15 protein-coding genes and 1 pseudogene are annotated in these 21,223 nt (G+C 53.2%); all 16 read right to left on the minus strand.

Translation table 11 applies throughout. The features are described 5' to 3' along the window. Positions 1–3: 3 nt before the first annotated feature. Positions 4–2,136: a glycosyltransferase family 2 protein gene (locus E0E20_RS06810; RefSeq protein WP_242622698.1), complete on the minus strand. Its 2,133-nt coding sequence runs from the start codon at positions 2,134–2,136 to the stop codon at positions 4–6. A 37-nt stretch (positions 2,137–2,173) separates the two neighbouring features. Further along, positions 2,174–4,309, minus strand: coding sequence for a class I SAM-dependent methyltransferase (locus E0E20_RS06815; RefSeq protein WP_130837445.1), 2,136 nt, complete (start codon positions 4,307–4,309; stop codon positions 2,174–2,176). A gap of 128 nt (positions 4,310–4,437) precedes the next feature. Beyond that, on the minus strand, positions 4,438–5,937 hold the full coding sequence (locus E0E20_RS06820) for an ABC transporter ATP-binding protein (RefSeq protein WP_330508856.1): 1,500 nt from the start codon (positions 5,935–5,937) through the stop codon (positions 4,438–4,440). A 59-nt stretch (positions 5,938–5,996) separates the two neighbouring features. Beyond that, positions 5,997–7,016 (minus strand): ABC transporter permease, encoded by a 1,020-nt coding sequence (locus E0E20_RS06825; protein ID WP_242622694.1) that lies wholly within the window; start codon positions 7,014–7,016, stop codon positions 5,997–5,999. After that, a complete protein-coding gene (gene rfbC, locus E0E20_RS06830) occupies positions 7,013–7,603 on the minus strand; it encodes a dTDP-4-dehydrorhamnose 3,5-epimerase (protein ID WP_130837447.1) in 591 nt (196 codons plus the stop codon). The genes E0E20_RS06825 and rfbC overlap by 4 nt, the downstream gene beginning before the upstream one ends. Positions 7,604–7,639: 36 nt before the next feature. Next, positions 7,640–8,509: a glucose-1-phosphate thymidylyltransferase RfbA gene (gene rfbA, locus E0E20_RS06835; RefSeq protein ID WP_130837448.1), complete on the minus strand. Its 870-nt coding sequence runs from the start codon at positions 8,507–8,509 to the stop codon at positions 7,640–7,642. A 110-nt stretch (positions 8,510–8,619) separates the two neighbouring features. Next, on the minus strand, positions 8,620–9,714 hold the full coding sequence (gene rfbB, locus E0E20_RS06840; protein ID WP_130837449.1) for a dTDP-glucose 4,6-dehydratase: 1,095 nt from the start codon (positions 9,712–9,714) through the stop codon (positions 8,620–8,622). A gap of 200 nt (positions 9,715–9,914) precedes the next feature. Then, complete coding sequence (locus tag E0E20_RS06845; RefSeq protein ID WP_130837450.1) at positions 9,915–12,356, minus strand: glycoside hydrolase family 30 beta sandwich domain-containing protein; 2,442 nt, start codon at positions 12,354–12,356, stop codon at positions 9,915–9,917. A gap of 57 nt (positions 12,357–12,413) precedes the next feature. Continuing rightward, positions 12,414–13,760 carry a glycoside hydrolase family 30 protein gene (locus tag E0E20_RS06850; RefSeq protein WP_130837451.1) on the minus strand — a complete coding sequence of 449 codons (1,347 nt, stop codon included), beginning with the start codon at positions 13,758–13,760 and terminating at the stop codon, positions 12,414–12,416. A gap of 15 nt (positions 13,761–13,775) precedes the next feature. After that, positions 13,776–14,603, minus strand: a complete 828-nt coding sequence (locus tag E0E20_RS06855; RefSeq protein WP_130837452.1) for a carbohydrate ABC transporter permease — start codon at positions 14,601–14,603, stop codon at positions 13,776–13,778. Then, positions 14,603–15,508, minus strand: a complete 906-nt coding sequence (locus E0E20_RS06860) for a carbohydrate ABC transporter permease (protein WP_130837453.1) — start codon at positions 15,506–15,508, stop codon at positions 14,603–14,605. The genes E0E20_RS06855 and E0E20_RS06860 overlap by 1 nt, the downstream gene beginning before the upstream one ends. Before the next feature lie 73 nt (positions 15,509–15,581). Further along, complete coding sequence (locus E0E20_RS06865; RefSeq protein ID WP_130837454.1) at positions 15,582–16,931, minus strand: ABC transporter substrate-binding protein; 1,350 nt, start codon at positions 16,929–16,931, stop codon at positions 15,582–15,584. Positions 16,932–16,963: 32 nt separating this feature from the next. Next, positions 16,964–17,965, minus strand: coding sequence for a LacI family DNA-binding transcriptional regulator (locus E0E20_RS06870; protein ID WP_130837455.1), 1,002 nt, complete (start codon positions 17,963–17,965; stop codon positions 16,964–16,966). Positions 17,966–18,239: 274 nt separating this feature from the next. Continuing rightward, on the minus strand, positions 18,240–19,637 hold the full coding sequence (gene ltrA / locus E0E20_RS06875) for a group II intron reverse transcriptase/maturase (RefSeq protein WP_130837456.1): 1,398 nt from the start codon (positions 19,635–19,637) through the stop codon (positions 18,240–18,242). Positions 19,638–20,115: 478 nt separating this feature from the next. Continuing rightward, a complete protein-coding gene (locus tag E0E20_RS06885) occupies positions 20,116–20,550 on the minus strand; it encodes an ROK family protein (RefSeq protein ID WP_207302837.1) in 435 nt (144 codons plus the stop codon). A gap of 25 nt (positions 20,551–20,575) precedes the next feature. Further along, a pseudogene (locus tag E0E20_RS06890) lies at positions 20,576–21,097 on the minus strand (sugar phosphate isomerase/epimerase family protein); the annotation flags it as partial. Between the last annotated feature and the right edge of the window lie 126 nt (positions 21,098–21,223).

The raw sequence follows: 21,223 nt of genomic DNA on the forward strand, positions 1-21,223 counted from the left end.
GCGTCACCCTCTGACTTTCAGGATCACGTCGCTCCAGTTTACAATGCGCTGCCGGGAGCTGCGGTCCTTTGCCAGCATGCCAACCGTATAATCGCCCTCCGGCAGAATCCCCGCCTCAAAGCACGCGATAAATCCGGTCAGATCGACATGGATCTGATCCTTTAGCTGATCCCGGATGTCCTCGCGATACATCGCCCTGACCGGGAGCTCCCAGAGCTCATTCTCCGCACTGCTTTGGCGAAGCAGGATCGTCCGCTCATAGAGGGCATTGTCCGCGCCGATGACGAACGAATATCCCTTTACATAATAGCCTTTCTTCGTACCGGTGGCAAACGGCCCGAGATACCACTCATCCAGACTGTTCGCATACTCCACGCCGAGGCGCAGCACCGGGTTCGTCCACTTCTCCGGCAGCTTCTTTCTCCGCCGCGAGGGAACCATGGTCTGATGGGAAAGGCTGCGCAGCAGCTCCTCGTCGTAGTCGATCCGGAACTTTGTGACCACCGGATTCTGCGTCATATATTTCGCATAGAAAGGATCGACGCCGTAAAGACCCGGATGCGCCCGGAGAAGCGTCTCGAGCTCCTTTGACAGGCGCAGCGACTTGACGCGGTCTTTCCGGTCGTCTCCCCGGCTCAGCGATTCGTGATGGTAGAGATACATGTTGTTGCGGACAACATTGTAATATCCCTTTTCATAGATCCGGTAGCACAGGTCGATATCATTGAATGCGACCGCGAAGCGGTCCTCATCAAAGCCGCCGACCTCGTGGAACAGTTCCGCGCGCACCATGAGGCAGGCCCCCGTGACCGCCATCACATTGCGGACGCCCTTGTTGAAGCCGAAATAGATTTCCTCCGCGTTGTTCTCATACTGGAGCTTATGAACCGGTCCCACCCGGAGATTCACGACACCGGCATGCTGGATAATATCCGAGTTCGGGTACAGCAGCTTCATTCCGACCGCGCCGACGTAGGGGAGCTTTGCCTTTTCCGAGAGATAAGACAGCCAGCCCGGCTTGCGGATCTCGATGTCGTCGTTCAGAAACAGCAGGAGCTCTCCGTTGGCCCGGGAAGCGCCGAGGTTGCACATACGGGAAAAATTGAATTCCGCTTTCTCATAGAGATAGAGTGAGGCGCCGGCCTCGTTGTGGCGCGCAAGCAGCTCCTCGACAAGGCGGCGGTTCTCGTCCGTGCTGCCGTTGTCCACGATGATCAGTTCATAGGGCGACGCCTGCGTATACTGCCCGATCGTTTCGATGCAGCGTCCCAGCACTTCCGGATTGTCCCGGCTGGGAATGATGATGCTGATGAGACGCGTCGCCGCAGACTCGCTGCTGTAACGGCCGGTCAGCGAATCGCGGATCAGCGGACTGTTCCAGAGCACCGGCCGTTCGTCCCGGTGAAACAGAATCTCCGGAATATGCCCGATCGGGAAGCTCCCGCCGGTAAGGAGCGGTGCGTCCTCCCCCTCCGCGGCGGTCTCCGTCACCGTCCGCCGGGAAAACCCGCCCGCCGCCTGTGCAAGCTTCATGCAGAGCTTCCCGTAGATCCAAGAAGACATGCCGTCGTCCAGATCACTGCGCCTTGCATCCAGCTCTTCCCTGCTGTCCTCCTCGAGAACCGAGCGCGCCTCGTAGTCCGACGCCTTGCGGGACGCCGGATTGATGAGCCCCAGCTCCGATGAGCGGAACGCAAAGATGCTGCCGAAATAAAACGTAGAGAGAAACGTGTCCGGCGCCCAGTCGGATTTCATCCACGGATCGCGGAACAGCCCGTCCGCATCCACACGGTCTTCATCGCCGTATACCAGACCGATCGCCGGATTTTCCGCAAAGAAATCCCGGATCAGCGTCAGCGCGCAGGGCGTAAGCTGTCCCTCGTCGTCGCAGGCGACAACAAGATCCGGCAGCGCTTCGCCGGACAGAAGATAGTTCCGCAGATGTGAGTAGCGCACCGTTTTAATCGAAAGGCGCTCCCCCGCGCTGTGATCCTCCTCCGCAAGCTGAGAGAGAAGAAGCTCCTCATGCGCGCGATACCATGCGTTATAGGAGGGAGTCAGCCCTCTTCGCTCCGCCTCATAGGCGGCCTGCTCCCGGCGGATCAGCGCCTGCCGGATTGTCGCTTTCCATTTCACCAATTTATACCGCCTCCGTGCCCGGTTCACTTCCGGATCATTCTTCTCCGCGCAGCCTCTTTGCCATTGTCGAGGGCATCCCGCACATCTGCAGTGTCATGGAGAGCTGCAACGCGCCGCTCCTCACCCCGGCCGCCCGGCGCACCCGGCGCAGATCCCAGTACAGATTCGGATCATCTGTCGCGAATACGACCGCGCCGTCCGGGTCTTTCCTGCCGTTGCTTTTCATGAGCTTATGAAAGGCTCTCGTCTCCTGCCCGTTCACGCTCGCCGACACCAGCAGCACAAAGCACGGGCAGAGCGCCGGATCGATGCGGAGCGCCCGCACATTTTCGGAAATATCAAGCGAAAACCGGATGCAGCCCTCGTCCCCGTAGCGCTCCGGCAGGAAAAACTGTTCCTCCTCGCGAAAGCCGCTGCCCGTATCGTAATAAATCTGCACGCTTGTAAGCGAAAGCGCCTCCGCCGCCGCGGCCTCCCGCGCCGCCCGTTCCCTCTCCTCGGCCTCGGCGCGGAGCTTCGGATCCTCAAGAATCAGCTCAGAGGGCACGATCACCTTTGTGCCGAGCTCCGCACGGAAAGCCGCAAGGGGAGCCGTTCCGCCGGTTACTCGCCGCTGAAACGCATCCTCCAGCTTCCTGTGACGCCCGAGCTCCTCTCCCGTGATGCCGTATCGGTCAAGGAGCCCCTCCATGAGTCTCTCCCGGCGCCTCTCATCCTCCGCGAGATACACCGTAAGCGCACGCAGGAACAGCTCTCTTGCCGGAACGGCGCGTTCCTCTGCCCACTCATAGTCAATCGCCGTCCACCGGCCGCCGTCCACAAGAATGTTGGCAAATGTCATGTCGGGATCCGCGATCTCCATCTCGTCATGCGCCCCCGCCTTTTCGAGAAATTCATCGAGGAGAGCCCAGAACGCGGCCGTATCCCCGGCCTCATATGCTTCATCGAGGAGCGACCGGAGCGTCCGCCCTGGAACATAGGGAAATTCCGCCGCTCCGTCCGCGCGCAGCGCGCAGGGCACGACATGGAGCCCATCCGGGTCCGCATAGCGGGCCGCCAGCTTCTTTCCCATTCGCGCCATTTCCGCCACATGCGCAGCGGCCGCAGGAGTGAGCGGCGACTTGATCACCACGCGCCGGACCGCCTCCGGCCCCTCCGTCGCTTCCGTCTGCTCCCGGAACGAGGTGACGATCTGATACTCGGGGGCCCGCTCGCCGGAATACTTCGCGTAGACCACCGGAAGCGCCGGACCGATCACGACCTCATAGGAATTGGAAAAGACCGGGTACAGACCGTCCTCCGCAATGCCTCCGTAGGCGTCTTTCTCGTCAAAAAGAAGCAGCCGGTCCCGGTCGAAATTGCGGATGTTCTCCGTGAGCTCGCTCCCCAGCGGGAGACGCCGGTCGGAATACACCGCGGACGGAAACTTGTAATCCGGATAGGGATAATAAAAGGAAAATTCCCGCACCCCGCACTCCCGGAATATCCGTTCCAGACGCTCTCTGGAAAAGGTACGGACACCGGAGGCGCTGTTTTCATAATTCTCGATGCCGTCAAAATACCGGCCGGTATGATCCTCTCGCGCGCCGGCGAAATACTTGAGCCCCAGCCGGTTTTCAATCGCCATGACGAGGCGTCCTCCCTCTTTCAGATGCGGGAGAATGCGGCGAAGCTCCTCGTGAAAGGGCCGCTCCGCACGGATATAGCTGCCCGCATATTCAAAGACGCCGATCAGGAAAATATAGTCGTAATCCGCCGGCAGCGAGGGCTCAATGTCCTCAAAATTGCCGACGTGAATCGTGATGTTGCTTCTGTCGCGGTTCCGGTACGCATTGATCTGCGCCCGCTTGAATGAAAGATCGATGCATTCGACCGCGCCGGCCTTGGCCGCCAGCATTCCGGTGACCGCGCCGGGTCCCGCGCCGATCTCGAGCACCTTTTCCGTGCCGTTCATCGGGATCCATTCCACGATGTTCGCGCGGACCGGGGAGAGATGGTACAGCGTCGGCCAGTCGCAGCGCTCCCGGATCAGCGCGGGGAATTTCCCGGGAGAGACTGCTTTCACGAGCGCAAGAAGCTCATCCTCCACCGCTCCGTCGCAGTAATAATCCTCCCCTGGATAATGAGCATAGTCCAGTGTAACGCCGCCGATTTTGACTTTATCTTCCATAAAAATCCCCATGCCGAAGCGTTCCCCGGCGAGGTACGCGCCATAGCCTCTCTCTGTGCCAGCGCGCAGTATGCCGGGCCGCGCCGTCCCGCTTCCCACCGCCCGGGCTTCGGCACAAACAGCCGGTGTCAGCTCACCGTCACCACGGAATTCATATCATAGTAGCCGACCGTATTCTTGTCGGAGACCACCGTGAGATTCATTGCATCATACAGACGGTGATACACGGTGAAGCTCTCTTTCTCGAAGCCGGTGCAGCCAAAGCTCAGAAGATATTCCCCTCCCTGCAGATCCATTCTCTGCGAAAAGGTGATCGTCTTCTCCTCCCCTGCGCGGACCGGCTCAAGAAAGGCCTTTTCAAACATGGTGTTGGTCCCGCACAGCTCGACGCCGTACACGTTCCGTATCGTAAAGGCAAAAATCGGCGCCGCGATGTCCTCCAGAATTTTCACCCGCATGTGCACCGTGCAGAGGGTTCCCTTGAGGATGGTCGTCGAGCGCTTTCCGCCGTCGTCCGTGACCCAGTACTCCGTGATCTTCACCCTGCCGGAGCCGTATTCCAGCGTTCCGGCCTCCGGCATGTCCTCCCCTGCGGATTTCTCCGCCCGGCGCAGCTCGTCGGCCGTATAGACCGGCGCCTCCTCTCCCTCCGCTCTGGCTTCCGCTTTCGGATGCGGGCGGTTCTCGCTGGTTCCCTGCGTCTCCGCGCCCTCGGCGCTGACCTGCATCCGCTCCGCCGCGGCCCTCGCGCGCTCGGCAGAATCTCCCTTTACCTTGGCGTCCGCCTCATCGGCCTTTTTCGCCGCCGCGGCAAAGATCGCCTCATCCGCCGTCATTCCGTTCGGCAGCGCATTTCCGTGCGTGCGCCCCCCGTTCGGATCGTACTGGCCGACGAGCACCTGCTTGTAGATGTCGATCATCTCCTTGGGACTGCCCTCGCCGAGCTTGTGCCCGCGGTTCAGCAGCACCACGCGGTCGCAGTATTTGCTGATGTTGCTGAGGTCGTGGCTGACGAAAAGAACGGTCTTCCCCTGCTTCTTGAACTCCTCGAACTTATGATAGCATTTTGCCTGAAAAAACACGTCTCCAACCGAGAGAGCCTCGTCCACAATGAGGATCTCGGGCTCGATGTTGATCGCCACCGCAAAGGCGAGACGCATGAACATGCCCGAGGAGTAGGTCTTGACCGGCTGATAAACGTATTCTCCGATGTCGGCAAAGTCGAGAATGGCATCGATCTTATCCGCGATCTCCTGCTCGGAAAAGCCGATCATCGTGCCGTTCAGATAGATGTTCTCAATGCCGTTGTATTCCAGATTGAAGCCGGCCCCCAACTCGAGAAGCGCCGATATCCGCCCCGCCACCGCCACATCGCCGGAGGTCGGATTGAGCACGCCGGTGATGATCTTTAAGATCGTGGACTTGCCGGAGCCGTTGGTGCCGATGATTCCGACCGTCTCGCCGCGGTACACGGTGAGATCCACATTTTCAAGCGCCATATGCTCGGTATAATGCGCCCCCTTAAACCCCAGCGCATCCGCCACGCGGTCGCGGTTGTGGGGGTAGAGTTTGTACATCTTATTGAGTCCGGTCACCCGGATGGCAACCTCTCTGTTCTGCATATCCATATTCACCTGTCCGCCTGCCGCATTTTTCTCAGCGCAGGCGCTCCGTCCCGTTCCGTCCGTCAGAGTATATCCGCAAAACCGGTTTTCAGCTTTTTGAAGATCAGCGAGCCAAGGCCGAACAGCAGCGCCGTCAGAATCCAGAAATAGGTCGTGCTGTAAAAATGCGTAAAAAACCACTGCTGCTCGTAGATCGCCCCGCGGAAGCCGTTCACGATGTAGGTCATCGGATTCAGCTTGATGAGAATGATCATATCGCTGTGCTGGAGCAGCGATATATTCCAGAGAATCGGCGTGGCCCACGTCCCGATCTGCATCCCGATTCCGATGATCTGCTGCAGGTCGCGGAAGTACACCGTGACGGCGCAGGTCGCATAGCACATTCCGAGCACCATGATGAAGCAGGCCGCCGAATAATAAGGAAGCTGCAGCCAGTAGAGGCTCGGCCGGCAGCCGTACAGCACGGCGACGACAAGGAGAAAGGCGGTGAAAAAAATATGGGTGAACAGCGCCGCAATGATCTTGATGATCGGCAGCACGCTGATCTTGAACACAACCTTTTTGACAAGATAATTGTATTCCAGAAGCGACGCCGTCCCGGACGAAAGCGCATCCTGAAAGAAAAACCACGGCACCATGCCCGCCATGAGAAAAACCACATACGGGATCGGCTCGCCGGTCGCCGCGGAGCTCTGCGTCTGGTGAAAGACCTTATCGAACACGATCCAGTACATGAGCACCGTTGTGACCGGAGGAACCAGAGCCCAGACTGCGCCGAAGATCGAACCGGCGTAGCGCTTTTTGAAATCGTTCTTTGCCAGACGCCAGATCAGCCTCCGATTGTTCCAGAGCTCTTTCGGCAGCACCGTCAGCTTATGATAAAACACCGTAAACGACAGGATCCCTGTCCCGAGAAGCACGCAGCCGCAGATCTTCTTGAGACGCTGCGTATCCGGATCGTCCAGAGGATTGTTGTGCAGAAGAATCACCGCAGCCAGAGCAGCCGCGGCGATCCACGCAAATATCATGATCGGTTTTCCGTATTTCGTCCGTCCCCGGACGACTCCGCTCTGACCGTTCACTGATTTTCACTCCGTGACGCCGGGACAATTCCGCGCTCCCGGCAATATTCCGCAAGACCCGGATGCACCCGGTCCTTTTCGGAGAGAACCGGCTCCGCGATATCGCCCAGCGGCCACTCCACGCCGATCTCCGGATCATTCCACATCAGCCCGCCCTCATCGTTCGGATGATAAAAATCCGTGACCTTATAGCAGAACTCGGCCTCCTCCGAGAGGACAAGAAAGCCGTGCGCGAAATTCTTCGGAATAAAGAACTGCTTCTTATTCTCCGCCGAGAGGACGACGCCGAACCACCGGCCGAACGTGCGGCTCCCCTCTCTCAGATCGACCGCCGCATCAAAGACTTCGCCGCGGACAACGCGAACCAGCTTGTCCTGCGGGAAATTTTTCTGAAAGTGAAGTCCCCGGAGAACGCCCCTGCGGCTCGCCGACTGGTTATCCTGCACGAAGTGCTGATCAATCCCCGCCTCGCAGAAATCCTGATAATTATAGGTCTCCATGAAATACCCGCGCTCATCCGGAAACACCCGGGGGGTGATGACCTTAAGCCCCTCGATCCCGCAGGTTTCTACTGTGATTTTCCCCATTTTCGTATCTGTTCTCCGTATCCGTCTGTTCAAAAGTCAAAGCCCGCTCGCCACCGCAACAAGATACTGCCCGTATTCCGTCCTGGCAAGAGGCTCCGAGAGCCTCAGCAGAGCCTCCCGGTCGATAAATCCCTTTTTATAGGCAATCTCTTCAATGCAGGAAATATAAAGCCCCTGCCTCTTCTGGAACGCCGCGACAAAATCCGCCGCGTCAAGAAGCGCATCCGGGTTGCCCGTATCCAGCCATGCGAAGCCGCGCCCGAGCGTCTCCACATGCAGCGTCCCGCGGCGCAGGTACTCGTTATTGATGCTTGTGATCTCGATCTCTCCGCGGGCGGACGGCTTCACGTTCGCCGCGATCTCCACCACGTCATTGTCGTAGAAATAGAGCCCCGGAACCGCGTAATTGCTCTTCGGACATTCCGGTTTTTCCTCGATGGAAACCGCAAAGCCGTCCGCGTCGAACTCGACGACGCCGTACGCTCTGGGATCCTTTACGTAATAACCGAAAATCGTCGCGCCCGTCTGCCGCTTTGCCGCGCGGGTGAGGACTTTCGTGAAGCTCTGCCCGTAGAAAATATTATCCCCCAGCACCAGCGCGCACGAATCGCTCCCGATGAAATCCGCGCCGATGATGAACGCGTCGGCCAGTCCCCGCGGCTCCTCCTGAATGCGATAGACGAAACGCATGCCGAGCTGGCTGCCGTCGCCGAGGAGCTGCTCAAAAACCGGCAGATCGCGGGGCGTCGAGATGATCAGAACCTCCCGGATCCCAGCGAGCATCAGCGTGGACAGCGGATAATAGATCATCGGCTTGTCGTATACCGGCATGATCTGCTTGGAAACCGCCTTGGTGAGCGGATACAGTCTGGTGCCGGCCCCGCCGGCAAGAATAATCCCTTTCATGATAGCCCCCATACCGAAGCGTTTTATGCGAGGCACGCGCCGCAAAATCTGCGCATCCGCGTGATTTTTCACGCGGATCCTCCATGCCGAAGCCTGTGCCTGCGGCCGCGTCAGATCTCTTTTCTTCCGCCGTACATCGCGTCATAATACTTCATGTAATCCCCCGAGGTGACGCGCTCCATCCAGTCCATGTTCTCAAAGTACCAGCGTATGGTCTTGCGGATTCCCTCCCGGAACATGGTCTTCGGCTCCCAGCCGAGATCGCGGTGAATCTTGTCCGGCGCGATCGCGTAGCGGCGGTCGTGGCCCTTGCGGTCCTCAACGTAGGTGATCAGATCCTCGCCGATCTTCTCCCTGCGGGGATCTGTCTCCGGAAGCTCCTCACGCAGAACCTCGATGATGGTCTTTACGATCTCGATGTTCTGCTTCTCATTATGTCCGCCCACATTATAGGTTTCAAAAAGCTCCGCCTTATGAATGACCAGATCGATCGCCCGGCAGTGATCCTCCACATAGAGCCAGTCACGGACGTTCCTCCCGTCGCCGTAAACCGGAAGACTCCGCCCGTTCAGCGCGTTATTGATCATGAGTGGAATGAGCTTCTCCGGGAACTGATAAGGGCCGTAGTTGTTGGAGCAGTTCGTGATATTCGCCGGGAAGCGGTAGGTGTCCATGTAGGAGCGGACCAGCATGTCGGAGCCGGCCTTGGAGGCGCTGTACGGACTGTGCGGCGCATAGGGCGTCGTCTCATAAAAGTATGCGTCCGGATCCTCCGGAAGAGAACCGTAGACCTCATCGGTGGAGACATGCACAAAGCGTCTCCCCTCCCGGAACGTCCCGTCGCCGTCATTCCACTGCTCCCGCGCGCAGTTCAGCATGTTCGCCGTGCCGAGGACATTGGTCTGCACAAAGAGCTCCGGCTGAACAATGGAGCGGTCGACATGGGACTCCGCGGCAAAGTGAACCACGACATCCACATCCTCCTCCGCAAAAACCCTGCGGATCGCCTCCTTGTCACAGATATCCGCCCTGACAAAACGGTAGTTCGGGCTGTTCTCGACATCTTTCAGGTTTTCCGGATTGCCGGCATAGGTCAGCGCATCCACGTTGACGATACGGATCGTTTCTCCGTAGGTCCGGAACATGTAGTGGATGAAGTTCGAGCCGATAAAGCCGCAGCCTCCGGTTACAAGATAGGTTTTCATGCGGTTCCTCCATATTGATCGGACAGCGGACAGGGCTCCGGATGTCCATAAGTGTTTTTATTGTATCACATGCCATGCCGGCGCGCCATGCTGCCGGGAAGGGGAAGAGAAAGGCGCAGAAAGAGACTTCCGGATCAGCGATGAATGTCACTGTGCCGAAAGTCCCTTACAACGAAAGCTTAATCTATTCACTTGAAAAATCAATTTTTAATCAGCTCGATATTATCTGCACAGCTCCAATCTCCGGGATTGCCTTTTGTATAGAACGCAACGGTACACTGCCCATTTGTTACTTGAACATTGGAAATCTCAACTTGAGTCCAGTGCGAATTAACAGGAATCGCTGCACTCATCTCACTTCCGCCAAAGTCAGTTGCAAGAATTTTATTCTGTATCTGACCACCGCCAGACTGTACCATAGCACGCAGCGTATAAGTGCCATTTTCAAGATTATAAATCACCTGCCATGTGTAGGCATCATGAGACTGTGCAGAATAATGCACCAAATGAAACCTCCCGGATGCCGCGTTGCTGTTCTTCTCTAAATATGTCGATTCCGGATTCCCTCCCTCAAAATGCCATCCTGCCGGGTTTACAATCACACTTCCATCATCCTCAAAACTGCCGTTTACTACGTAATTGACCTCTCCAAACATCGGGGTCCCATCAGCGCATGCGTTCGACAAAAAGAGATCGTCAATATAATAATCGCCACGCCAATAGAAGCCAAGTTTGATCTGAGCAATGTGCTGACGATCAAATCCATATCCCCCGGCGATTGGCACTTGAATACGAGCCCAATTCCCATAAACAGTGCTCTCGTGACTCCATTTTGATACCGTTGTTCCATCTTGATCAACAAATGTCACTTTTACGGTACAATTGTCGGGGTTTACCATATCTTTTACCGAAAATGTTAAATACTGATATCCTGATGCATCAATGGAATTTCCATTCTGAGGCTCAATAACAGCACACTGACTGCCGTTACCAGGATCTCCATTTTCTGATGTTGTCAGCTTAATGCCCTTGCTTCCGCCAAGATTCGCCGTACTATCTGTCTCCGATGCACTCGCATTCGTCCCGACACTATATTTATTATTATGTTCAAGATTGTTGAACCAGATTGGCTGCATTGCTGACCCGCTCTGCGATCCATTCCACTTCATCGTAACCATGGATTCAGACGGAATCGTATAATTCAAGCTTTGATCCCCCCAACGGATCTTCATCAATTGATCCACATCCATGAGGTTCGTCATAACCAGAACCTTAGAGCCATCCGGATTTCTGAAAGCAACAGTTTCAATGTTGTCATCTAAGCTCGTCGAATCAATTCGAACCGCATTCGGTTCAACAAATTTACTGATATGCCCCAGAGTATAATAATCTACGTTACAGAACCAATCTCCAGAGGACTGGATAGTAATAAGCCCTCGATTGGTAGAATCTTGATGTTGATTTACATCATAATAATAATCTGGGCCTCCATTTTCATCTAAGGCGAGATTCCATAAAATGACTGATTTGCTCCAATTACGGGCAATATTAATGATACAAGAGCTCTGATTCAAAAAGGCCGTTTTCCATTTTGGAAATCCCCATTCACCTCCGGACCCCTCTGTAAACCAAATGTCTTTCGTCGGATACTCTTTATGAACGACAGACATAACCTCCTCATCACCCTCATACCAGTGCCAGGCTGAGCCGTCCGTAGCTGCAAACGCATTTGCATCCACATAATAGACAAATGGATACGAACCGTCACGATAGTTTGTCGTTGTATAGCTATGATCCCAGCACATAATTTTTGTATCAAGCCCAGCATTACGAAGCGTCGGATAAATATAGTCTGCAACAAGACGCTGTGCTTCGCCATGACTCATCGGCATGGCCGGCCAGTCATAGCTTGCATGGTCCGGCTCATTAGTCGGAGTAATGGCATAAATATGTATTCCCCGATTTTCATAATTCTGTATGAATTTGAGCAGGTAATTTGCATACGCCTGATACTTATCCGTGCGCAATGTCCCTCGAACATTATTATACATACCAAGCTCGGATCCGTTGTTCTTCATCCACCCCGGAGCACTCCATGAAGAAGCCATCACCTTAATTCGTCCAGGCTCAATGCCCATAGCGGTCTGAACCGTCGGGAAAATTTCCTCAAGTTCATGCGAAAAATCAAATCCCGGCAAACTGTCGCCCTGCGCTTCCTGCGCAAAATTATACGGTCCGACGCAGTGATCACTCGCTCCAATCGTCTGCCGAAGCATACTGATCCCAATTCCTGTTTCCTTATCAAACAGAGCGTTCATTACCTCTGATTTTTTCTGATTATCCAAAACACTTTGATACAGATGCGCCGATGCTTCTGTGATCGACGCACCAAAGCCGTCCATTTGCTGATAGCTTTTGCTTTCATCTACAATGATCAGATTAGAAATCCGGGTGCCGGAATCATTTTCAAATGTAAGAGACTCCTGTTGCTCGAGTCCTTTTGCCATGCCGGTATTTTCCGCATTCACCTGTGACACCCATACATCAACTGTATTTCCTGCCGCTGATATGGGAATCGGGGGAATTACGGAAACACCTACTACCATCGCTATTACTCCGGCAAATAACTTTTTCGTTCTCATGCTTTCACCCCTTTCTTAAGATAAATATGCATCCGATACATTTTCGCACTCTGTTTTTCAACTCAAAACAACACTGTTCACAGACTGCGGCTCCAGAGGAAAATACCAAGTTTCTCCACCGTATTCATAGGCGACGGTAAGAACCTCACGAAGAGGGTTATGCAGCTCCAGTACAACAGCCCCGTCCGGATTGCGAAATACCAGACTGTCTGCCGCAAAGGTTCCCGCTGCTCCCAGCCGCACCGCTCCCCGCTGAATAACGGACGAAAAATGCTTCATGACATAAAAATCAGGATTATAAATAGCCTCACCGCTTTGCGGGTCTGCCGTGATCATTGCATTCTGCGGATCCCCCCATGTGCTTCTTCCCATCGGCTCCAGAACCAGATTCCAGTACAGGTAGCTTTCCGCGCCGTTACCTATATAGTGCTTCAGCATTGTCCACACATATCTGGCATATTCCCATGTATTGTCGCCGAACCCGCATTCATTCTCTGACTGCATCAGCCGAATGCGCGGCGCCCAGCTCTCATAAGTGCGTTGAATCGCAATTTTCCCTCCCCACTGATAACTGACCCCGGAAATATACTGCAAAGCATCCGGATCCAGCAAAACGGTGTTGGCAAAATAGTCGTAATCTTCTGTCGCCCATTTATCAAAAATTAGCCTGTTGTAATCACAGCCGGGCGCATTGATCGTTCCCAGCCACAATTCCGTATCCACCCCACTCCGCCGCAATGCCGGGCCAAGATAGTCCCGGATGAAGTCGCGCAGCTCTTCCCCCGTCCACATGCAGGAGGGAAATTTCTGATTGGCGACCGGTTCATTCTGCACATGAATCTGCTCTATTTCGATCCCCTCTTGTTTATAAGAGGTAATAAATCTGACAAAATAATCTGCATAGGCCCGCCAGATCTCCGGAGTCCTGATGATTTTCCCCCAGTTGTACACCGGGGGCTCTTTCATCCATGTCGGAGGACTCCATGGAGAAGCGAACAGTCTCAGATCCGGCGCATATTTCTTAGCCGCTTTGATATAAGGGATCAGAGCTTTTCTGTCCCTCTCCAGAGAAAAATCTTTCAGTTCATAGTCCCCGGCCGTCTCATCCAGACTGTACCAATCAAAGGAATAATCATTCCCGCCGATCGGAAGCCGGCAAAAATTCAGATTCGCCCGCTCCTCCCCCGGAAGAAACAGCTCCTGCATGACCGCCTCCCGTTCCCCGGAGGATAATTTTTGCAGAGAGCTCCAGCCCAGCTCATTAAAGCAGCCTCCAAAGCCGTGCATTGTCTGATATTCCCGCCCGTCCAGACGAAGAGTTGCCTGTGCAGCCGCCCTGTTTTGTACTTCCTTTGTCTGCCACTGCGCTGTTTCATTCGACCAGCGCCATATCACCTGTTTCATAAATGTTCTCCCTGTTTATTTATTTGCGCCTGCCGTCAGGCCGTTTACGATATATTTGGACAGGAGACAAAAAACGATGATCGTCGGAACGACCGATATGGTAATTGCCAAATACATTGCTCCATAATTCGTAAGATACAGTCCCTTGATCATTGAAATCATGACCGGCATGGTATACATATCGCTGTCACTCATAACAATCAGCGGTCCGATATAGTTGTTCCAGCTCGAAACAAAGTTAAAGATACATATCGCCACCACCCCGGGAATTACACATGGAAATACCACGCGGTTAAAAATCATGAATTCCGAACATCCGTCGATACGCGCCGCTTCAATCATGGAATCCGGAATACTCTGCGCAATAATCCCCCGCAGGAAGAAGACCGCCGAGGCATTGGCAATCCCGGGAAGAATAAACGGATAATAAGTGTTCAGCAAATGCAGTCTCAAATTCAACTGATAAAAACCGATAATGCTGACCTGTGAGGGAATCATCATCGAGGCCAGAACAATACTGTATAGAATCCTTTTCCCCTTAAAGCTGTATTTCGCAAACCCAAACCCCACCAATGCGCCAAAATATCCCGTCAGCACCGTATACGGAAGAGAAATCAGCAGGCTGTTTGCAAATCCGCGCCAAATATTGACATGCGTCTGCATGGTTTCATAATTATCCAGCAGCGCTCCTCCGGGAAGCAGATTCAGCCGGGTCACAATATTAAAGCTGGTATGCGTCGCATTGACCATCACCATATAAAACGGGACTATGGTAAGAAACAGCAGAGAGATGAGGAGCCCGTATATGATGATTTTCGACAAAATTGATTTTATCCTTGTCATCACGACTCCTCCTCTTTTCTCTGCATTGCTTTCATGCTGAACGCGCTTAAAATCATAATAATCAGAAACAGGCCTGCCGATACCGCCGAGGCATAACCGTAATTATGATTCTTAAATCCCTGATTATATAAATACATGGATGTCGTCAAAATAGATTTCCGGGGATCTCCCAGACCATTGGTCAGCGTGGCCGGCACATCAAAAAGCTGCATGCCGCCTATGATCGATGTGATGGTGAGATAAATCAATGTGGGACGGATAAGAGGCAGCGTGATCTTCCTATACGTTTGCCCTTTTGTTGCGCCATCCACCATGGCCGCATCATAAATTCCCGGATCAACGGTAGTAATTCCGGCCATTACAATCACTGTGGTATAGCCAAACCACATCCACCACTGAATATAAGAAACAAGCCCGGAAGTAAACACTGTGCTGTTAAAGAAATCAAACGGCGCTTTCTGAACTCCCAGCGACACCAGCAGATGATTAACTGCAGATTTGTCTCCATTGAAAAGCAAATTAAACAGCAGTCCGACCGAAGCTGCAGTGATCAGATTCGGCAGATAAAAAGACGCGCGGAAAAAATTTTTCCCCCGGATTTTATGAAAGGTAAAGACAGCAGAAAGAACCAGCGCCGACAAAAGCTGCGGGATAAAATTAACAATCCAGATACGGAATGTATTCCAAAGGCTCTGATAGAAAACCACATCTGTCAACAGACGGGCATAGTTTTTGCCTCCGGCACTCTTTACTACCGCCAGTCCGTCCCAGCTCTTAAAGCTGAGAAAAGCCGTATACAGAACCGGGTATAATCCAAAAACAGCAAACACGGCAAAAAAGGGTGCAATAAAAAGGTATCCATAACGGCTTTTGTTGAGTGTGCTTCTTTTTTTACCGTCTCTCATGAAAACCATCCTTTTATAGAATTGCCGGCAGGCAGGGAAATTTCCCACACCTGTCGGCAATCATCAAAAGATTTCAATCAACCGCAATTTCAGGGTAGGCGTTCTGGACATCCGCCTTAAAGGAGCTGAGCGCCTCCTCTTTGCTCTTAATGCCTGTCGCATAATCTTTTGTTGCAGACAGGAACGCATTGTTGATCGTCCCGTCATATGCCGTCATCAGATCCGCCGGAATTTTAGACATCTGTTCGTTGTAAAACGCAAACGGATTCTGTCCCCCAAGAACTTCCTCTCCCTCGCCGGAGGCAAGCGCCTCATCAGCAGATTTCAGCGAAACATATTCTCCGTATTCCGATGCATAGGCCTGCTGTGCCTCGCTGTTAAGACAGCAATACTTCAGAAAAGCCCATGCCAGCTCCTTATTGGGACTGTCTTTATAAATTCCAAGCCACGTTCCGCCCTTAACATAGGGTACGGAGCCCTGACACAGAGCCCATTGTCCCTTAGTCGTATCCGCTGCCGGCTTCACAACAAACTGATATCCCCAGGAGGGCAGTACATAGCAGAACGTATCGTCGCTTTCAACGGCAGCGCTCCATTCCGGAGCCCACGGATCGACGCCAAGATCGTAGCCATTTTCCGTAATGGTTTTTGCCATATCCATGAACTCGAGCAGAGAATCATCAACAACCAGCTTTCCGTCTGTTACCCACGGTTCCTTTCGGTTGGAGAACTGCATATTCATAATATCCTGCCAGCTGGCGAACATTTTTATTCCCTGCTCTTTCAGCCGGGCTGCGACATCCAGCATCGCAGCATTGCTGCTCAGCATTTCGGCAACCTCAGCCGGATCGTCGGTTCCGAGGACTTCGCGGGCCATGTCCCGACGATACATTACGGAGCCGGGACTTGCCTGCCAGCTCAGTGCACGGAGGACACCGTTTGAATCCGTGCCGACACTGACGATATATTCCCAGACATCCGAAACATCCGCACCATAATCCGCAGACTGCAGATCATCCCAAAAACCGGACTCGACAAGATATTTCACATAATCGGACTCCCCGGTAAAAATATCCGGCGCGCCCTGACCTCCCGCAAGCGTGGGAGTCAGCTTGGCAATAAAATCGGCATTCGGAACTACCGTAATATTAACCGTTACGTCAGGATACTCTTTCTGAAAGCCCTCCACAAAACGCCCCAGCTCTTCTCCGGAAGACCAGACCTCAAGCGTCCCGGATAAAGAAGCATTCTCCGTCTCCGGTTCTTCTGCGGAAGCATCAGCCTCTTCCGCGGTTTCTACCGCGGCAGAATCCTCTGCCTCCGTCGTACTGCCCGCCGAGCTGACACTGCCTCCCCCTCCGCAGGCTGCCAGTGAAACAGCAACAGGCATAAGTATTGAAAGCGCAGCAATTCTCTTTTTCATAGTACACCTCCATGATTCCCTTAAAATTGTATTTACACTCCTCCACCTCTTCTGACAGGCGTTCCCCGTGATTCCGAAACAGACCCTCCCATAAGAAGTTTCGGCATTACCAGTACACTGTGCTGAATTTCCTTGCCGTCCAGCTTATCCAAAAGAGCCCTCGCCAGCATTTCTCCTATTTCATAGACAGGCTGCTGAATACTGGTCAGTGCCGGCGTCACCAGAAGATTATGTCCCAGCCCGTCAAACCCCAATATGGAAATATCTTCAGGCACCCGGTACCCATATTTGATCAGTTCCGTTGTGACACCAATGCCAATCGTATCCGTAGCGCAGAAGACAGCGCTGTAATCCGCATGCGCCAAGAGTCTTTGCACTGCCTGCGCCCCGCCCTCGGGACTATTAACTGTGTAAAGCACATCATTCCTGTCAAAAGTGAGTCCTGCATTTTCCAGCGCTTTGCGGTATCCCTCCAGACGGTCATCGGTATAATCCTTGTCCTCCGCGACATTGATCATGGCAATTCTTTTATGTCCGAGGCTTAAAAGATACTCCACTCCCATCTGACTTCCCGCCACATTATTCACATCTATGCAGTCAGTATAATCAGATTTTTCATGCCCGAATAAGAGCAGAGGCCTGTGACGCTCCCCGGCATATTTCTCAAAATCCTGCACCTCATTGCGAAGCAGGCCGGTAACAATATACCCGTCGCAGAGATGCTCCTGTTCCCGATTGCGCAGAATCAGAAAGGAATACATCTTACGGCTCAACACACTGCTGATGCCGGCGATAAAATGCATAACAAAGGGATTGGAGATATCAATACTCTCCGGAACAAAAACATCGATAATGCCCGTTCTATTAGATACCAGACTTCTTGCTGCCGCATTCGTCACATACTTCAAATCTTTCATTACTTCCTGAACGCGTATCCGCGTGCTTTCCTTGACGCTGTCCGGCTTGTTGATCACTCTGGATACGGTAATTGCTGAAACGCCAGCGGCTTTTGCAACATCTTTTATCGTCGTCATGTCATCCTCAATGCATTTATGTTAACGTTATCATTTTATAATAATATTAGTATTATGCACCGATTATTTCAACCAAAATTCGTCGATTTTCTCATTTTTTTACAAAATTCCATCATCCTTTCGTCATATCAGATACATTCCGTCAACTATATCCCATCAACACAACGGTTCCCATCCTCCCCGGGTCCGTCCCTCCGGGAAGGATCGAGTAGGAGGCGGTGATTAGCCGCCGTTTTCTCACACCACCGTGGGTACCGTTCGGTACACGGCGGTTTCAACAGTTGACGTGCACAGACTGATATGCCGAGGCGAGATCATAAAAGCCCCAGTGTATCCGTCTTTCTTTGTTTAGTGCCCAATTGACCGCCTTATTACCAGTGTTAAACCAGTAACCCTTGCGATCATAGGCTATTGTCGCCGCATAGTGCTCCGCCACGCCGAGCCCAGCAAGCTTTCTTTTCCGCGTCCTTGGCAGTTTCCACTGCTTCCAGATGCACATCCGAATCCGCCTGTACAGCCAGCCATTTCGTGCCTCAATGTTGCTCTTCATATCCGCTATTCCGTAGGAGTTCAGCCATCCACGGGCCACGACTGTAATCCGTTTCATGGCGTTCACTATGCTTCCGCACCTGCTTCGGGATGTAAGTGCCTTCAGCTTATCCTTGAACTTCCTCCAGGATTTCTGATGCATTCTGATACATACACCATTACGTCCTTTCCCGAAACAGAAGCCAAGGAATTTAAAATTTCGGATAGCAAACACGCTGACCGTTCTGCTCTTCTCCCGGTTCACCTTTAATTTCAGGGTTTCCTCAAGATATTTCACGCTGGAATCCAGCAGACGCTGAGAAGCCCGTTCACTCTTTGCCAGCAGAGTAATTTCATCTGCATACCGGATACATGGGACTCCTCGTCTCTCGAACTCCTGGTCAAACTCGTTCAGATAGACATTCGCCAGCAATGGGGAAAGATTTCCTCCCTGCGGCGAGCCTTCTTCTGTCGGAGAGACAACACCGTTCTCCATAACACCACTCTTCAGATACCGTTTGATCATCTGTATGACCCGCTCATCCTTTACGTTCTGCCGTAAAAGATTCCGCAGTTTCACATGATTGATCGTGTCGAAGTACTTGGACAGGTCAAGGACAACCGCCTTTGTGTATCCTGCTTCCGCATACCCCTTGATCTTCAGAATCGCATCTTTTGCACTTCTTCCCAGACGGTAGCCATAGCTTCCATCCGAAAACAAAGGCTCATAGATCGGCATCAGCTGCTGGGCGATTGCCTGCTGGATGATGCGGTCAATAACCGTCGGAATACCAAGCTTCCGTATTCCGCCGTCCGGCTTCGGGATTTCCACTCGTCTGACCGGCTGAGGAGTGTAATGTCCGCTCCTTATTCTGTCTATCCGTTCGTTGCCGTGTTCCTCCAGCCACGGAAGCGCCTCTTCGATGGTCATCCCATCGACGCCCGGTGCTCCCTTGTTTGCCTTCACTCTCTTATAGGCCCGGTTAAGGTTAGCCTTTGCCAGTATCTTTCCGAGAATGTCGGGTTCTGCACTGTCCCTTTCTTTCCATATCCGGTTGAAAGAGCGGTGCGCTCTCACATATCTTTTGTGTTCCGCACGATCCTTTTGTGAGCAGCCGCCGTTTCCAGCGTTTTCTGTATCCATGTGCTCTTCCCCCCTTTCCGGGTTGTACTTGGAACTCCTGTTGATTCAGCCCTTCACAGTCGCCCGCTACTATGGCCTCTGCTGACTTCTGCATGTTCAGCACCGCTTTCGACGGTGGTTACGCCTTTCGGCGCATACCATGCAGATCTCCCCGGGTACCACACGTTTCTTTCCCTCCATCTACCTGCCTCATTTATTGCATCTGTTTCCGTGTAGTTATGGGCTTCGGCTTGTTGTGCAGTCTTACCCACAGATGCCACCTCACGATGGACACCCTTGCTTTCGGCTATGTCCTTCCCACTACCGGGCGGACTCCGGACTTGCACCGGTTAGAAACGTGCGCCGCTGGGCGCACACAGAAAAAGACCGGCAGAGACGAACTCCTCGTCGTCCCTGCCAGCTTTTCTTCTCAAGCTCCGGAGAGAATCTCTTCCGGCTGCTTTTTTACCCTATAAGCGGAAAGCTCTGATACGATTTTTTACAGAACGTGTCTCACCGCACCGATTATGCCGGCGTCATTTCCCAGCTCGGCCAGACGGATCTCCGTTCGTTCCGAGGCATGGAACGCATAGCGGATATAATGCTTTCTGGTCGTATCGGTCAGGATGCTGCCGGCTTTCGAGACACCGACGCCGATAACATAAACCTCCGGATCAATCACACAGGAAATCATGGCAAAAGCCCGTCCCAGCATGTTTCCAAGAATCTCGACCAGTTCAAGGGACGCTTCGTCCCCCGCTTTCACCGCATCAAAAATGTCCTTGGCCGTAGGTTCCGGAATCGTACGGAGCCGCGTCCGGACATCCGGATGCTCCGACAGATACTTGTGCGCAAGGCGCCTAATTCCGGTCGCCGAGGCATACTGCTCCAGATGGCCCTTTTGCCGCAGCCGCAGGCCTCCCTGCGTCGACATGCAGGGGGCCTGCGGGAGTCTTGATTCAGCCCACAAAGTTGCGAAGATATTTCGCCGACTGCTTCACGGCCCTGGCGGAATCCTCCGGGCTGCCCTCAAACTCCTTATCCTCGACCTCGATAACGCTGTACCCGTTGTAGCCGATATCCGTAAGCGCCGAAACGAACTTTCCCCAGTCGATATCGCCGAGCTCCGGGATCTTCGGGCTCATGTATTCCAGCGGACAAGCCATCACGCCGACATCGGCCAGTTTATCCCTGAACAGCTTAATGTCCTTGAAATGGACGTGAAATATCTTGTCCCTGAATTCATAGATCGGCCTGATGTAATCAATCTGCTGCCAGATAAAATGCGACGGATCATAGTTGATGCCGAGGTTATCATAGGGCAGAAGTTCAAAGACTCTGCGCCAGTTGGCCGAAGAGGTCATCAGGTTCTGCCCGCCCGGCCATTCGTCCTCGGTAAACCACATCGGACAGTTCTCAATCGCGATTCTGACGCCCTTTTCTTTGGCATGCTCAAGAATCGGCGGCCACACTTCTTTCACGGGTTTTTAACACCCCAAAGTCCGCAAAGCCTTGCAGGACTTTATTTTTTGTGTCAAATTTATTTTCTTACATTGCGTACTATGGTACTATATAGTATAATGATTATATCTGAAATACTATACCTT

The sequence above is a fragment of the Lachnoclostridium sp. Marseille-P6806 genome, assembly GCF_900625025.1.
Lineage (GTDB): Bacteria > Bacillota > Clostridia > Lachnospirales > Lachnospiraceae > CAG-791.

Bases quoted from the DNA above. Each gene is read 5' to 3' on its own strand.
- E0E20_RS06855 (WP_130837452.1), bottom strand. From the start codon at position 14,603: ATGACAAGGATAAAATCAATTTTGTCGAAAATCATCATATACGGGCTC.
- rfbA (WP_130837448.1), bottom strand. From the start codon at position 8,509: ATGAAAGGGATTATTCTTGCCGGCGGGGCCGGCACCAGACTGTATCCG.
- E0E20_RS06885 (WP_207302837.1), bottom strand. From the start codon at position 20,550: ATGTCGACGCAGGGAGGCCTGCGGCTGCGGCAAAAGGGCCATCTGGAG.
- E0E20_RS06845 (WP_130837450.1), bottom strand. From the start codon at position 12,356: ATGAGAACGAAAAAGTTATTTGCCGGAGTAATAGCGATGGTAGTAGGT.
- ltrA (WP_130837456.1), bottom strand. From the start codon at position 19,637: ATGGATACAGAAAACGCTGGAAACGGCGGCTGCTCACAAAAGGATCGT.
- E0E20_RS06820 (WP_330508856.1), bottom strand. From the start codon at position 5,937: ATGGATATGCAGAACAGAGAGGTTGCCATCCGGGTGACCGGACTCAAT.
- E0E20_RS06850 (WP_130837451.1), bottom strand. From the start codon at position 13,760: ATGAAACAGGTGATATGGCGCTGGTCGAATGAAACAGCGCAGTGGCAG.
- E0E20_RS06860 (WP_130837453.1), bottom strand. From the start codon at position 15,508: ATGAGAGACGGTAAAAAAAGAAGCACACTCAACAAAAGCCGTTATGGA.
- rfbC (WP_130837447.1), bottom strand. From the start codon at position 7,603: ATGGGGAAAATCACAGTAGAAACCTGCGGGATCGAGGGGCTTAAGGTC.
- E0E20_RS06815 (WP_130837445.1), bottom strand. From the start codon at position 4,309: ATGGAAGATAAAGTCAAAATCGGCGGCGTTACACTGGACTATGCTCAT.
- rfbB (WP_130837449.1), bottom strand. From the start codon at position 9,714: ATGAAAACCTATCTTGTAACCGGAGGCTGCGGCTTTATCGGCTCGAAC.
- E0E20_RS06865 (WP_130837454.1), bottom strand. From the start codon at position 16,931: ATGAAAAAGAGAATTGCTGCGCTTTCAATACTTATGCCTGTTGCTGTT.
- E0E20_RS06870 (WP_130837455.1), bottom strand. From the start codon at position 17,965: ATGACGACGATAAAAGATGTTGCAAAAGCCGCTGGCGTTTCAGCAATT.